This is a genomic window from Paenibacillus sp. VT-400, from assembly GCF_001029205.1.
GTDB lineage: Bacteria > Bacillota > Bacilli > Paenibacillales > Paenibacillaceae > Paenibacillus > Paenibacillus amylolyticus.
Genome location: NZ_LELF01000067.1, coordinates 2286648 through 2301587 on the forward strand (window position 1 = coordinate 2286648; position 14940 = coordinate 2301587).

Sequence of the window (14940 nt, forward strand, 5' to 3'; positions counted from 1 at the left end):
GTTAACGCAATGAAATTGTACTCAGCTTACCTTAAAATGTAATCATCCTATCATGATACCTTTTGTATTGCAAACGCTTTCTCGTAAAAAGACACAACTAAAAACGATTATAGGGGGATTCTTTTGATGAATCATCATTCTACACCACAAGCTGGTGAGCAAAAGCAAGACCAAGCTGCCAATCTGGAGCGTATTCCAGGGGAGATTGGAAAGCTTCGTCCCAACGGTAACCCTTTGGTGGCCCACAAATTTGGAGCCGATCCCTATGCTTTAGTATTTAACAATCGAGTCTACTTATATATGACTAGTGATAAGCTGGAATATGATAAGGACGGTCTTCCTCAGAAAAACAGCTACAGTTCAATCAACCGGATTACGGTCATTTCTTCGGATGACTTAATCAACTGGACCGATCATGGAGAGATCAGAGTGGCTGGTCCTCAAGGCGCAGCAACATGGGCTTCGCAATCCTGGGCCCCGGCAGCTGCTCATCGAATCTTGGATGGAGAGGACTGTTTCTTTCTTTATTTCGCCAACAATGCCAGTGGAATAGGTGTACTGTCTGCACCCACACCTGTAGGTCCATGGATAGACCCTATAGGAAAAGCACTTATTACAAGAGAGACTCCGGGAGTGGAGGAAGTAACCTGGCTATTCGATCCGGCTGTCATTGTAGATGATGATCATCAGGCCTACATATATTTCGGTGGTGGTATTCCACAGGGGAAAGCAGAAAGACCGGATACGGCAAGAGTTATGCGATTGGGAGACGATATGATCAGCGTTGTTGGCAAAGCGAAGGTTATTCAGGCGCCTTATATGTTTGAAGATTCAGGGATACATAAATATAATAATAGTTACTACTTTACGTATTGTTCCAATTTTATTGAGGGTGATCGGCCAGATGACAGCCCACCACCTGGTGAGATTGCATATATGACCAGTGTTCAGCCAATGGGGCCATGGACATATCAGGGTACGCTACTCCAGAATCCAGGACACTTTTTTGATATTGGCGGCAACAATCACCATGCTATATTTCAACTATCGGATCAATGGTACATTGCCTATCATGCCCAGACATTATGCCAAGCCATGGATATTCCCGAAGGTTACCGTTCAACACATCTGAATCGAGTCGAACATGATGAGGCCACGGGTAAGATCAAGAAGGTACATGCCGATTATCAGGGCGTAGATCAAATCAAATGCTTCGATCCTTATGGGCGGGTAAGCGGTTCAACGATTGGATGGAGTAGCGGAGTATCAACAGAGCAATATCTTGACTCTGGTGAGATGTCTGCATCAGATTCGAATATGATCTCCGCTAAACTGCATAATGACAGCTGGATAGCTATATCCAAGGTGGACTTTGAAAGTGAAGGACCCACAACCTTCACAGCCACGATTGCGAATCAAGGAACCGAAGGTACGTTGGAACTTCGACTTGATCGTGGAGACGGACTGTTAATTGGAGAAATCATTGTTCCGCCTGCGAACGAATCCCTTCACTGGATGGAACTAACAACTAATGTTACGGGTGCGAAAGGTGTGCAAGACTTGTATATTAAGCTTAAAAGTTCAACAGACAGCTCAACCATCCTTTTAAGAGAATGGAAGTTTAACAGACAAAATGAGGTGTAATTGAAGCATGTATCCGAATCCGATTATTTGGGCCGATTACCCGGATCTTGACGTTATTCGTGTAGAAGACACATATTATATGGTCAGTACAACCATGCATATGATGCCGGGATGTGTCATCCTGCGTTCATATGACCTGATCCATTGGGAAGTAGCCACATATGTATACGACACATTGGACGATACACCTGCCCAACGGCTGGTGGATGGTCATCACGTTTATAGTAAAGGCATGTGGGCTGCATCGCTCCGCTATCATCAAGGAATGTTCTATGTGATCTTTGTTGCGAATGATACCCGTAAGACATACTTGTATACGTCGACCTCCATCTCGGGAGTGTGGAAGAAGCAGATCGTGGAAGGGTTTTACCATGATTGCTCCTTATTTTTTGACGATGATGAACGAGCCTATCTCGTGTACGGTAATACCGAGATCTATCTGACCGAATTAAGCTCTGATCTGTCCGGGCCCAAACCTGGTGGAGTGCATCGCTTGATTGTAAAAGACGAGCAGCCTCATCACCTTGGTTATGAAGGAGCACATTTTTACAAGATCAATGGTAAATATATTGTGTTCCTGATTCATATAACAAAAGCTTCCGGACGGAGAACACAGGCGTTTTATATGGCAGACTCTCTGGAAGATATCTTCACTGGTGGAGAAGTATTCAATGACGATATGGATTATTTCAATTCAGGTGTTGCTCAGGGCGGTATCGTGGATACGCCGGATGGAGACTGGTATGCAATGCTGTTTCAGGATCATGGGGCTGTTGGCCGGGTTCCTGTGTTGGTTCCGCTACACTTTGATCAAGGTATACCGGTCTTTGCAAACAAAGCGCCGAAACAGATTGATATCCCGAGCACGAGACCAGAGCACCGTTATAACCCGTTAGTGGGTAGCGACAGTTTCAATTATGAACCCGAGGAAGATGGAAGCATCCGCCTCCGTGATTTTTGGCAATGGAATCATACACCTAATCATGAACTTTGGTCCGTTACAGAGAAATCGGGGGTGTATCGTGTTCGAACGGGACAGATCAGCCCAAATCTGACGTTTGCGGTCAACACACTAACCCAGCGTTCAATGGGGCCCGCTTGCGAAGCAATAGTTACGCTTGACGGCAGTCGGCTGAATGATGGGGATTATGCCGGGTTGTGCTTTCTGATCGGTTCGTACGGTATGATCGCTCTTACGAAGCAGGATAACAAGTTTTACTTGGTCATGCATGCCAGAGATAGTGAGGATTCCACCATATTTGGCAATCTGATCGACCAGAAGCCAGCCACTGAACATGAACGTATCCCGGTATCAGATCCAGTAGTTAAACTAAAAGCATTCGGAAATTTTGAGAACAATCTGGATGAGTGCTCTTTTGCCTATTTCGATGGAACTGAATGGAGAGATATAGGGATTGTACACAAAATGATATATAAACTGGATCATTTTATGGGTTGTCGAACGGGGTTGTTTGTATATTCAACTGAAATAGCTGGAGGAACAGCTGACTTTTCGAATTTTGAATATCGCGTGATTAATCCTGATGAGAAACAATGAAAATACGTAAAAGCCGCCCAACGGCGGCTTTTCGTATTCAATGAGTACAAGTTGTTGTACAATGATATGGATTAAAGTTGACAGAGAGAAGAGAGTTGTTCAAACCGAACTGGGGGCATGTCGTCATGTATAAGAGATGTCTGGACATAACAAGATGGACCTTCATTCTGTTCCTTGCTGTATCCATACCAGCAGGTCATACCGAAGGTAATACCAAACAACATCATCCGCAGCAAGATGGGCAGCAGATTCAACTTCCCGCTACGTTTGAGAGGTATTCTCCTCCCATCGTGGTCTCTTTTGTCAGGGAAACGGGAGATGACCTTGAGCGCATGATTAGTCAGTTACCTGGTGAGACGATACTGGATAATCGCTGGACTCGTTTGTATGAGAAAGAGCTAGGTATTCAAATTCACTATGACTGGACTGCTAATGGAGATGTATACAATCAGAAGTTGGGTGTATCCCTCGCTGCAGGACGTTTTCCAGATGTGGTGAAAGTTAATCCATATCAACTTAGACAACTGAGCAATGCTGGAATGATCGAAGATTTAACCCATGTGTACCAAGAGTATGCTTCCCCACTTACAAAGAGTATATTGGAGGCGGAGGGAAGAGGCGCATTTGATGCGGCAACCATTGATGGCAAACTCATGGCTATTCCCGAATCATCTTCCTCCATTGAGACAGCGCAGTACCTGTGGATTAGAAGCGATTGGTTGGAGCAACTGGGGCTACGGCCGCCTGAAACGATGGAAGAGCTTCTCCAGGTTTCGAAAGCGTTTACAGAGAAGGACCCCGACGGGAACGGAGAGCATGATACGTACGGACTTGCGCTAACGAACCATCTATGGGATCCAGTTATGGGAGCTGCAGGGTTCATGTCCGGCTATGGTGCCTACCCTAATATATGGGTTGAAGATGCAGAAGGAAACCTCACTTATGGAGGTATACAGCCTGAAGTTCGGGAGGCTCTGAAAGTACTGCAAACGTTGTATCGTGAAGGCCAACTTGATCCGGATTTTGGTTATAAAAGTGGAAACAAGGCGTTTCGTCTAGTTCAAGATGGAAAAATAGGGATGCTTTACGGCGAACAGTGGACATCCTTTATGCTTCAGAGCACCCGTGATAAAGAAACAGATATAGATGTAGAATGGCAGGCATATCCCATTGTTGCCAAGTCGGACCGGAGCCTGTTCGTACCGCTACGTTCCAACACTGGGCAATACTTTGCTGTAAAAAAGGGGTTCTCTAATCCGGAAGTTGTTGTAAAGCTCATGAATCTGCATCTGGACATCAACTGGGGGGATCAGGCACAGTATGAAACATACTACAATGACGACTCCCGAGCTGTGTGGATGCTTTCACCGGTAACTCCTTTTCCCGGTAATAAAAATATAGATGCATACAAACAAATTCGGGATGCCAGAAGTACAGGAGACTTCTCGGCTCTGCAGAATGAAGCTCTCGCCATTCACAAACGCATTGTGGCCTATGAATTGGAAGATGTAGAGAGCGGCTGGGGTTGGAAACAAACCTATGGGCCTTCGGGTGCTTTTAGCATTGCAGCTTCTTACGAGAAGAACGGCCAACTTCTCTATGATCAATTCACGGGCGGAATTACGGACACGATGGTTGATCGACAAATTATTCTTCGGGATCTTCAGCTTGAAGCCTATATGAACATTATTCTAGGCAGGTCGATAGATGAGTTTGATCAATTCGTTGAGAACTGGCGCAAGCTGGGGGGAGATCAGATCACATCGGAGGTTAACGCGTGGTTTCGCGCCAGCAAGCCAAAGGAGCGCTAATGTTCACTTTATTCTTACAAGGAACCCACTCAGCCTTTGGCATTGGAGGTGAATGCATTGATCAAGATCCCTGCTAAATCATGGTTTAACAGTATATTTGCGCGATTAATAATCACCTATCTGGTATTTGTACTCCCCCTTATTCTTCTTGGCGTGTATCTGTATCATTGGAGTTATGACAATGCAAGCCAGGAAATATCGTTGTCAACGGAGAGACGGTTGAACCAATATGTTGTGGAATTGAACAGAGAGATAGAATGGATGGAATTACAGCAGTTTGATATCGTTGAGGATCGAAAACTCAATCGTCTGGCCATTCTCTGGGACATGATGGATCAGGTTGAGCGGCGTGATACATTAAATTACCTGACTGAACGGCTCGCTTCATTCAAGAATAGCACTGCTTATATCAAAAACGTTCATGTACATATCCCTTCTGTTGGCAAGAGTATATCCGCGATCCAAGGCATCGATGATTTCGATAAAAGTTCATATCTATATTTCAGTTCAGGCATGCAAGGAAAAGGTACACGTTTCACGGTGAAAGAGGACGCCTTGAACTTAAGTGCCGTCAGGCTGACAGGCACGAGAGGAGAACCCCCGCTTTTTGTCATTCAGGTGGAGTTGGATACATACCATTTTCAGAATGAACTCACACGGCTTAATTTGTACCCGGAGAGTTCAACGTTTCTGATTGAGGACAAAACGGGGCATGCCATCACAGATAAACATCAAGCTAGTGTTATTCTCGCGAATTACCGTGAGCACAGTGTAAAGGGTACACTTGATGGCTTTCGGATGAAGGTGGGGGACACCATGTACCATGTTAGTCAGTTGCATATGGACTCCCTGGGTTTATCCGTAGCTACATATCTACCCGAGGCAATTGTTACCAAGCCACTTAGCAAGTTCTATCATTGGGCTTGGCTGTTTGCAATTACATCATTTGTTGCCATCACGGCGTATCTCTATTCAAGTTACAAGTTGATTCATATCCCGTTGCTGTTGTTGGTGAAAAGATTCAAAAAAATGGAGGGAGGCATGCTCGATGTCCCCATTGCGCATAACCGAAAGGATGAATTTGGCTTCCTCTACACCCGTTTCAATCTAATGATTGAAAATCTTCAATCCCTTATCGATCGAGATTTTAAGAAAACATTGATGATGCAGCGGGCCGAGTTGAAACAGCTTCAATCGCAGATTAATCCTCATTTTCTGTACAATAGCTTCTTTATTCTGAATTCACTGGCAAGGACAGGAGAAACCGAACGTATTGAGCAATTCACGAACATGCTTGGAGAGTATTTCAGGTTCATTACGCGAAATGAAACAGACCATGTGAAGTTGAAAGTGGAAGTTGAGCATTCACGAATCTATACAGAGATTCAACAATTACGATTCTCCAGACGAATCAAAGTTGATTTTGGGCCACTACCTGCTGAGATGGAACATATTAAAGTTCCCAGACTCATTATTCAACCTATTATTGAGAATGCCTACGAACACAGCCTTGAAAAGAATACGGACTCCGGTCTTCTAATTATTGGGTTTAATATGGAAGGTTCATATGCCGAGATCACCGTAGAGGATAATGGAAATGAGTTGGAAGAGCAACACATTCAAACTCTTCAACATCGTTTGCATAAGGACGGAGGTACAGACGAAATGACCGCGTTAATAAATATTCATCGACGTTTGGTCCTGACGTATGGAGAAGGAAGTGGCCTTTTCCTATCCAGAAGTGAACTGCAAGGGTTAAAAGTCACAATTCGAATCCAGTGGAAAGAGGGGGAAAACGAATGTATCGACTTTTGATTGTAGATGACGAGGAGATTATTACGGATAGTCTCTATGAAACGTTCGCCAGACATATACCCGAACAGCTTGATGTATGTAAGGCCTACTCTGCAACAGAAGCATTGTCCTGGATGCAACGGTCGAGAATTGACATTGTTCTAACGGACATCCGCATGCCGGGCATGAGTGGGTTGGAACTGACAGAGCGGATTCAAGCCAGTTGGCCGAATTGTCGCGTCATTTTTCTGACAGGACATAGCGATTTTGATTATGCATATCAAGCTTTTCAGATGGCTAATGTGCGTTACTTGCTCAAAACGGAAGGTTATGACAAGGTGATGTCTGTTGTAGAAGATGTGATGGAAGAGATCCGGCAAAGTCACAGCATGGTTGAGTTGTTGGAACATTCTCATAAAGTCAATTCGCAGCTTGCACTGATACAGCAAAAAGAGTATTTACGGAAGTTACTTCAAGACTGTACGGCGGTTATAGATTCTACTATGGATATGCAGGACGAATTATCCAAACGAGATATAAGATTACAGAACAACTCACCTATTTATCTCATACTGGGTCGATTCAATAATTTTCCAGAAAAAGGTTCGGACCTCACACAAGTCCAGGAATCTGTGCGCATTATCGGCTCTTCTCTGATGAATGAGCGTACAGTGTGCGCAAGTGTAACGGACCATTATGGGGATACGATCTGGCTGCTTCAGCCGAAGCAGGAGGAAGAGATGACAAATGATAAACTTGTGCGATTTCTAGAAGGTACACTGGAACTGGTACAGGAAGCATGCATGGTATCACTCGGCGTATCCATTGCTTTTTCATTAAGTAGTCGCAGCTGCAATTGGTCCGAGTTAACCAAACAATATGAACGTCTGAGATTACTCCAGTGGATGAAAATTGGGGATGGTGTATCCATGGTACTCACGGATCATCGCAATGATCTCTCATCTGATGTACCCAAAGAATCCATGCGGATCTCAAACCGGATCGAGATTATGTCAGGATATTTGGAAACGGGACGAATTCAGCCATTTTACGATATATTTGAGGAGCTTGCAGGAGAACTGCTGCAACAGGAAATTACGATGGAACGTGCCATGGAGACATACTACAATCTGGCATTATTATTGCATTCAACGATCAATCGTTGGGGTCTTCAACAGAAAATCCCGGATCAACGAAGCTTGCTGCACTTAGGGGAGTATACCTGCATGAAGGATGCAGTACAATTTCTATATCGTGCTGCTGATGAATTAGTCCGCTACAAAAGATCAAATGAACAGGAACGCGCTAACGTTGTCATTCATTCCTTATGCAGTTACGTCAAGGAGAACCTGGAGAAAGATCTCTCTCTGGTGAGACTGGCAGAACTCCATCATTTTAATCCATCCTATCTGTCGCGATTCTTTAAGCAGGAAATGGGAATAAACGTGTCAGAGTTCATTGACGACTGCCGAATACGGAAAGCCAAAGAATTGCTTCAGAACACAAATCTTATGGTGCGTGAGGTCGCACTTCAAGTGGGGTACGAGGCTGCCCATTCATTTACCCGACTTTTTAAGAAAATAACGGGAATGACTCCCCAAGAATACCGGGAATCCCTTTTGGTACGTTAACGGTAAATACTCTGGAATTGACCAAACCCAAACAACCACAAAAAAACGCAGGAAGTAGAATACATCCTGCGTTTTTTTGTGGTTATTATCTAATTGATAAACAAACCGATTCGGCGATCCACCTTTAGGCCGTGTGGATTTTTTGTCTTCTATAAGCATTGGGACTCGATCCGGCATACGCTTTGAACTTTTTATAGAACCAATCAATATCCTTATAACCTACCTCAATAGCAATCTCATATATTCGCAGATTTGTGGAAGACAACAACTGCTGTGCCTTTTCCATACGTTGCTGGAGCATATAATCATTGAAAGACATCTTCTCTTCCAGCTTGAACTTCTGTCCAAGGTACGCACAGTTAAAATGAAGCATGTCAGAGATCTTCTTCAGCGTGATTTCATCACTCAGATGATCCCGTACATAGGCCTTAACGATACGAATAACATGACTGGAGTGCATGGGTTTACCGTTCATTTGAACGGGTGTTTTGAAGAACGACGACGTTTTGTGTGCCGGGTCGGTTTCAAGGTGGGATCTAAGTCCATGCAGACTGTTAAGTAAAGAAGAAGGACTAACAGGATACGGGAGATAATCATTTACCTGATACGTCAGGGCTTTGCGTACAAACCTGAAGTGATCTCTTCCACCCATCAGGAGGATAGGTATCTGACTTTTTTTTCGAATGTCATTGCATAACCAGAGCCCCGCGGTATCAAACCTCTCTGTATGTACCATAACAAGGGAAAAGTCTCGTTCTGACAATGCGGTCAAAGCCTCGGCCGATGAGAACACACAATTTGCGATAGTATATTGAGCTTTGCTCCGTAGCAACATCTGTTGCAACTCTCCGCACAAACGACGGCTGAAATCCACAAGTAAAATATCATACATGAAGCAATACCTCACCTTCTGCTGAATTGTAATGCGCTAGATTAACTAAAATTTGACTTAATTTCATTATGGTAATAAAAGAAAGCGCATACAATGTGCATATTTTTGTAGACAGTGCATTTCTTTACCAATTAAAACCTATAATGCACTTTGCTCGTGCAAAATTACGCAAATCTATATTCAGCCCGGGTAAACATCTGTATTTCGGCAGGTTGTTTGCGCTTTCATTTGAACGATACACTGTGATAGCAAACGACAATCAGGGGGGAAGACGATGAGAAAACACAAGTTCATGCTACTGAGCCTGGTATTTGCGGTCTTGTTGGTAATTGCTGCATGCAGTTCTGCACCTACCGCTCAACCCGAGCCGGAAAAGACAACACCACAGGAGGAACAAAAACCCGCGGAAACCGAGTCAAAGAATGAAAACTCCACGCCAGAAATGGACTTTGACATGGGGGGCAGAACGATCAAGGTTGTTGCTTGGTGGGACATGGAAATACAGGGGAACAACCCGGACAACATTCAACGCCTTGAGAATCTCGAAGCGCTGAAGAAAAAACACAACTTTAATATTGAATATGTTTCCATCGATTTTGGTGAATATCAGGAAAAAGTAGTTGCTTCCCTGATGGCCGGTGAACCGCTTGGCGATCTGGTGAGACTGGGCAAAAACTATGCCATTCCGGCATTGACCAAACAGGATCTGTTATGGCCGGTGGATGATTATATTAAAAACGACAAGGTATTCAACCAGAAAACAACCAAGGAATACATGCAGTATGAAGGCAAAGGTTACGGCTTTACCGAGGACCAGTCCTCGTTTATCAACGGAATTTTCTATAATCGCACACTCATGCAAGAGCTCGGCTTGAAGCCACTTCAGGAGTATGTGGATGCCGATGAATGGAACTGGGATACGTTCATCAGTGTTGCCAAGCAAGCGAACAAGGATCGAAACAATGATGGCAAGCTAGACACTTGGGGACTCGCTCAAACGGGCTTGCTGGAACCGATTCTGTATTCCAACGAGGCTTCTCTGACCAAAGAGGATAAGCAGAACCTGGAAGATCCAAAAACGAAAGAAGCGTTGAACTTCCTGTCCAAACTGGCTACCGAGAAGGTCGGTAGAGCTTCTGAGGGCGGCGATTGGACAGAGCCATCCACGTTCTTCCGTCAAGGCAACACCTTGATGTATTCAGGTGCCATGTACGAAGTTGAAGGTATTATGACGGATATGCAGGACTACGATATTGGTTTTGTACCGTTTCCAAAAGGTCCAAGTGCAACAGCGTATCACTCCGGTGAGTCACGTTACCAAGCTATAACGATTCCAAAAGCGGTAGAGAATCCGGAACAACTGATGTACATCTGGGAGAAAATTAATGAGATCGAATCGATCTATGAGTATCCAGGACAATCCACACTGGAGACACATCTGACCGATGAAGCAGATATCAACAACGCCAGAGAGGTTGCGGAAGGTATGTTGGTTCTCGACCATAACACATTCCCGTCCTTGCCGTTCTGGGATTTTGACGGGGAACTCAAAGAAGGGGTATCCGTATCTACGCTGATCGAGAAATACAAGGCTCCTTTCCAGGCTGCGATTGATGAGGTTTACAAATAAGTATCACGTTACACGGGCAGAACGCACCAGTGAAGGTGCGGTCTGTCCGGGTTAGTCAATCGTTCAGTTCTCTCAACGCTTACAGGAAAGGGGATACATTCAAACATGCGGTCACGTAAGAAAAAGGGACTAATCCTGGTGCTTGTCCTGGCCTTGGTGCTCTCCATATGGACACTATATCCATCGCGGGATCGTAATCCGGGAACGGTACATGCGCTTGAGGACTTTGAGGCGGTATCGGGAACCGAGGATTCATTCAGTTATGAGCATTATCTGACTGCTCATGACAATACGGCCAAACCGGATGAAATTGTACGCATCGAAGGCGAATCTTATGTTCAGGCAGAGGATGGGGAATTTGAGGTTGTGCAAGGGTACGCCGGATTAGACGGAAATGCCGTAATTACGCCGGAAACTGGAACCATTCGCTGGGATGTTCCCGTTCAAGTGAGCGGTTTGTACAACATTCGCATTCACTATTATCCCGTAGAAGGCAAAAGCTCCGGGATCGAACGCAGGCTTGAGCTTAATGGTAAGGTCCCGTTCAGAGGGGCCGATATTCTTCTGTTTGACAGGGTATGGGGGAATCGCGAGGATAACGTCCGGCAGGACGATCGTGGCAACGAGCTTAGACCAAGACAAGTGGAGCAGCCCGAATGGCAACTGACTTCCTTCAAGGACAGCGCAGGGTACTTCGAGGAACCGTTTCAGTTTTATTTTGAAAAAGGCAGTCAGAAGTTATCGCTCACTTCATTAAGAGAAAGCATGGCGATCGATTATATCGAGCTGTACCAAGAAAGCGAAGTTCCTTCCTATGCAGAGCTGGAGCAAACCTATGCCTCACTCGGCTTGAAACAATCGGCTCCTGTCATGCTGAAAGTTCAGGGGGAGGAAGCTGTTAGCAAATCATCTCCTACACTGGCACCAATCTCGGACCGATCAAGTCCTTCACTCGAGCCTTATAATGTATCGAAAATTCGGATGAACGCCATCGGGGGCATTAACTGGAAACTGCCGGGCGAATGGATTGAATGGGAAATTGACGTGCCTGAAGACGGACTGTATCAACTGGCGCTTAAGGTGAAACAGGATCAATTGCGTGGCATCTATGCCACCCGCAGTCTGACGATTAACGGCGAAGTTCCGTTTAAGGAAATGAAACGCATTCGATTTAACTACAGCCCGGCCTGGCAAACTCAGGTCTTGGGTTCGGGAGAAGATCAGCCATATCAGTTTCATCTGGAAAAAGGGAAACATCGAATCCGAATGACGGTTACACTTGGCGACATCGCTCCGCTGCTTCGGACCGTGGAATCCAGCGTGCTGGAACTGAATGAGATGTATCGCAAAATATTAATGATCACTTCCAACAGTCCGGACCCACTGCGGGATTACCAGCTGGAACGGCGTATTCCAGAGATGACGGAGGTGTTTGAACGACAAGCTGACACCTTGCGCTCCGTTGCAGATTACCTGGAAAAGGCCACGGGTGAGCAAAGTGACAAAGTGGCCGTACTGCACGCTATGGTATTGCAGCTTGAAGATATGGCGGCCAGACCAGAGACGGTTCCCAAACGGCTGGATACGTTCAAAATTAACGTAGGTGGTCTCGGCACATGGATTCTATCGGTACGTGAACAGCCGATTACGTTGGATTACCTTGTCGTATCTCCGCCGGGTGAATCGTTGCCCAAAGCGGAAGCGAGCACCGTCCAGCAGGTGAAGCACGAACTGGGCGCATATGTTGCCTCGTATACCGAAGATTACGACAGCATTGGTAACGTGGAACAAAAGAAGGATGCCATCACCGTATGGATCACAACCGGACGAGATCAGGCCCAAGTACTGAAAGGCATGATCGACGATTCGTTTACCCCGGATACGGATGTATCTGTGCAGTTACGTCTCGTTCCGCCGAATATTTTGTTGCCCGCAACACTCTCGGGAGAAGGACCGGATGTTGCCATGCAGATGGGCGAAGACATTCCGGTGAACTATGCGATGAGGAATGCAACAGCGGATCTGAGCCAGTTCCCCGATTTCGAGGAAATTTCGGGCAGGTTCCGTGAAAGCGGATTGACGCCTTACCGCTACAACGACGGGGTATATGCCCTTCCGGAGCAACAGCATTTTCCAATGCTCTTTTACCGCAAAGATATTCTGAATGAATTGGGCCTCGAACCGCCGAAAACGTGGCAAGACGTATATAACGCCATCGCCGTGCTGCAGAAGCATAACATGGAGTTTTATCTGCCGATAGAGGATACGCTGAACAATGCCAACCTGGTTCCGAATTCAACCTTTGCGATGTTGTTATATCAGAATGACGGAACGTTCTACACCGAAGACCAGAAGAAAAGTGCACTGGATTCGGAGATTTCAATGGACGCGTTCAAACGCTGGACGCAATTTTATACCAATTACAAGTTTCCGCTCAAAGCCGATTTTCCGAACCGGTTCCGTACAGGAGAAATGCCGATCGGGATTGCTGATTACACCACGTATAACATGCTGACGGTTATGGCTCCGGAAATCCGCAATCTCTGGGACTTTACGATTGTTCCGGGTACACAGCTTCCGGATGGGTCCATACGGCATGAAGTGGCCAGCGCTACGAGCGCGGTGATGATGCTCGAAAATGCCGACAACAAGGAAGCGGCGTGGAAGTTCATGAAGTGGTGGACTGATGATCAGACCCAGATTGAATACGGGAGAGAAATGGAAGGTCTTATGGGAGCGGCTGCCCGTTACCCAACGGCCAATATCGAAGCCTTGAAGCAATTGCCTTGGCCTGTGAAGGATTATCAAAATCTCGAGAAACAATGGGAATGGGTACAGGGAATCCCGCAGCTTCCTGGAGGTTATTTCACGGGACGACATCTGGACAACGCCTTCCGTAAGGTGGTCAATGCAAATGAAAATCCGCGTGAAGCCTTATCAGACTATGTATTGTACATTGATGATGAAATTGAGTTGAAACGCAAGGAATTTAATCTGAAATAGAGGAAAGGGAGGGTAACGGTTGCAAGCTAAAACTACCAAGACAGCCGCCGCTCCTGCCGTCCATACCCGCCAGGTCGGCTGGTGGTCCCTATTGAAGCGGGATCTGTATCTCAGCAGGCATTATTATGTATTGATGGCACCGTTTATGCTGATTTTTTTCATGTTTACTGTCATTCCGGTCGGCATTTCACTTGGGCTCAGCTTTTTTCACTTCAATATGCTGGAGCTGCCGCGATTTGTCGGCTGGCAGAACTATTCCCGGCTTTTCCTGAACGATGACGTATTTCTGATCGCGCTCAAAAACACGCTGCTTTTTGCCGTAATTACAGGCCCTCTCAGTTATATAGCCTGCTTTTTGTTTGCGTGGATCATCAATGAGCTGTCTCCTAAAATTCGGGCGGTGATGACGCTGGTTTTCTATGCCCCATCCATATCGGGCAACGTCTTTTTCATCTGGCTGATCATCTTCTCGGGTGACAGCTACGGGTATATGAACGGATTCCTGATGCGCCTTGGCGTCGTACTGGAACCGATCCAATGGCTCGCAGACGAGAAGTATGTACTGGCAATCGTCATTATTGTACAGCTGTGGCTGAGCCTGGGAACCAGCTTCCTGGCCTTTATTGCAGGACTGCAAACCATTGATCGTTCTCTGGTTGAAGCAGGAACCGTAGACGGGATCAAAAATCGCTGGCAGGAGCTCTGGTACATCACCTTGCCTTCGATGAGACCGCAGCTGATGTTTGGTGCGGTAATGCAGATTACCGCTTCCTTCGCCGTAGCTGAGATCTCCATCGCACTGGCAGGTTTCCCGAGCGTAAACTATGCGGCACACACAGTTGTCACACATCTGATGGACTTCGGAACCATTCGTTTCGAGATGGGCTATGCCTCGGCCATCGCAACGGTTCTGTTTGCCCTGATGCTGGGTACAAACGTTTTCACGCAAAAAATGCTTAGAAAGATAGGTGAATGAC

The 14940-nt window shown here is 45.9% G+C and carries 9 protein-coding genes; 8 read left to right on the top strand and 1 reads right to left on the bottom strand.

The annotated features are described in order from the left end of the window. Window positions 1–126: 126 nt before the first annotated feature. The 5 genes from EL84_RS20855 (at window position 127) to EL84_RS20875 (ending at window position 8438) form a co-directional block, all read left to right on the top strand. Window positions 127–1644, top strand: coding sequence for a glycoside hydrolase family 43 protein (locus EL84_RS20855; protein WP_047842951.1), 1518 nt, complete (start codon window positions 127–129; stop codon window positions 1642–1644). A gap of 7 nt (window positions 1645–1651) precedes the next feature. Next, entirely contained in the window at window positions 1652–3202 is a 1551-nt protein-coding gene (locus EL84_RS20860; RefSeq protein WP_047842952.1) for a glycoside hydrolase 43 family protein, read from the top strand. A gap of 125 nt (window positions 3203–3327) precedes the next feature. Next, a complete protein-coding gene (locus EL84_RS20865) occupies window positions 3328–5013 on the top strand; it encodes an extracellular solute-binding protein (protein WP_082219082.1) in 1686 nt (561 codons plus the stop codon). Window positions 5014–5061: 48 nt separating this feature from the next. Next, complete coding sequence (locus EL84_RS20870) at window positions 5062–6828, top strand: sensor histidine kinase (RefSeq protein WP_321163461.1); 1767 nt, start codon at window positions 5062–5064, stop codon at window positions 6826–6828. Further along, window positions 6813–8438, top strand: coding sequence for a response regulator (locus tag EL84_RS20875; RefSeq protein WP_047842954.1), 1626 nt, complete (start codon window positions 6813–6815; stop codon window positions 8436–8438). The genes EL84_RS20870 and EL84_RS20875 overlap by 16 nt, the downstream gene beginning before the upstream one ends. A gap of 124 nt (window positions 8439–8562) precedes the next feature. Here EL84_RS20875 and EL84_RS20880 read toward each other — a convergent pair whose 3' ends face one another. Then, window positions 8563–9330 (bottom strand): helix-turn-helix domain-containing protein, encoded by a 768-nt coding sequence (locus tag EL84_RS20880; protein WP_047842955.1) that lies wholly within the window; start codon window positions 9328–9330, stop codon window positions 8563–8565. 274 nt (window positions 9331–9604) lie between these two features. On the opposite strand from EL84_RS20880, the gene EL84_RS20885 reads away from it, so the two are divergent. The 3 genes from EL84_RS20885 to EL84_RS20895 all read left to right on the top strand — a co-directional run bounded on the left by EL84_RS20885 (window position 9605) and on the right by EL84_RS20895 (window position 14939). Next, on the top strand, window positions 9605–10960 hold the full coding sequence (locus EL84_RS20885; RefSeq protein ID WP_047842956.1) for an extracellular solute-binding protein: 1356 nt from the start codon (window positions 9605–9607) through the stop codon (window positions 10958–10960). 105 nt (window positions 10961–11065) lie between these two features. Further along, on the top strand, window positions 11066–13963 hold the full coding sequence (locus EL84_RS20890; RefSeq protein WP_047842957.1) for an extracellular solute-binding protein: 2898 nt from the start codon (window positions 11066–11068) through the stop codon (window positions 13961–13963). Window positions 13964–13982: 19 nt separating this feature from the next. Beyond that, window positions 13983–14939, top strand: a complete 957-nt coding sequence (locus EL84_RS20895; RefSeq protein ID WP_036615906.1) for a carbohydrate ABC transporter permease — start codon at window positions 13983–13985, stop codon at window positions 14937–14939. Window position 14940 lies beyond the last annotated feature (1 nt).

Excerpts from the sequence above, each read along its gene's own strand:
- EL84_RS20855 (WP_047842951.1), top strand. The coding sequence starts at position 127 with ATGAATCATCATTCTACACCACAAGCTGGTGAGCAAAAGCAAGACCAA.
- EL84_RS20860 (WP_047842952.1), top strand. The coding sequence starts at position 1,652 with ATGTATCCGAATCCGATTATTTGGGCCGATTACCCGGATCTTGACGTT.
- EL84_RS20865 (WP_082219082.1), top strand. The coding sequence starts at position 3,328 with ATGTATAAGAGATGTCTGGACATAACAAGATGGACCTTCATTCTGTTC.
- EL84_RS20875 (WP_047842954.1), top strand. The coding sequence starts at position 6,813 with ATGTATCGACTTTTGATTGTAGATGACGAGGAGATTATTACGGATAGT.
- EL84_RS20880 (WP_047842955.1), bottom strand. The coding sequence starts at position 9,330 with ATGTATGATATTTTACTTGTGGATTTCAGCCGTCGTTTGTGCGGAGAG.
- EL84_RS20885 (WP_047842956.1), top strand. The coding sequence starts at position 9,605 with ATGAGAAAACACAAGTTCATGCTACTGAGCCTGGTATTTGCGGTCTTG.
- EL84_RS20890 (WP_047842957.1), top strand. The coding sequence starts at position 11,066 with ATGCGGTCACGTAAGAAAAAGGGACTAATCCTGGTGCTTGTCCTGGCC.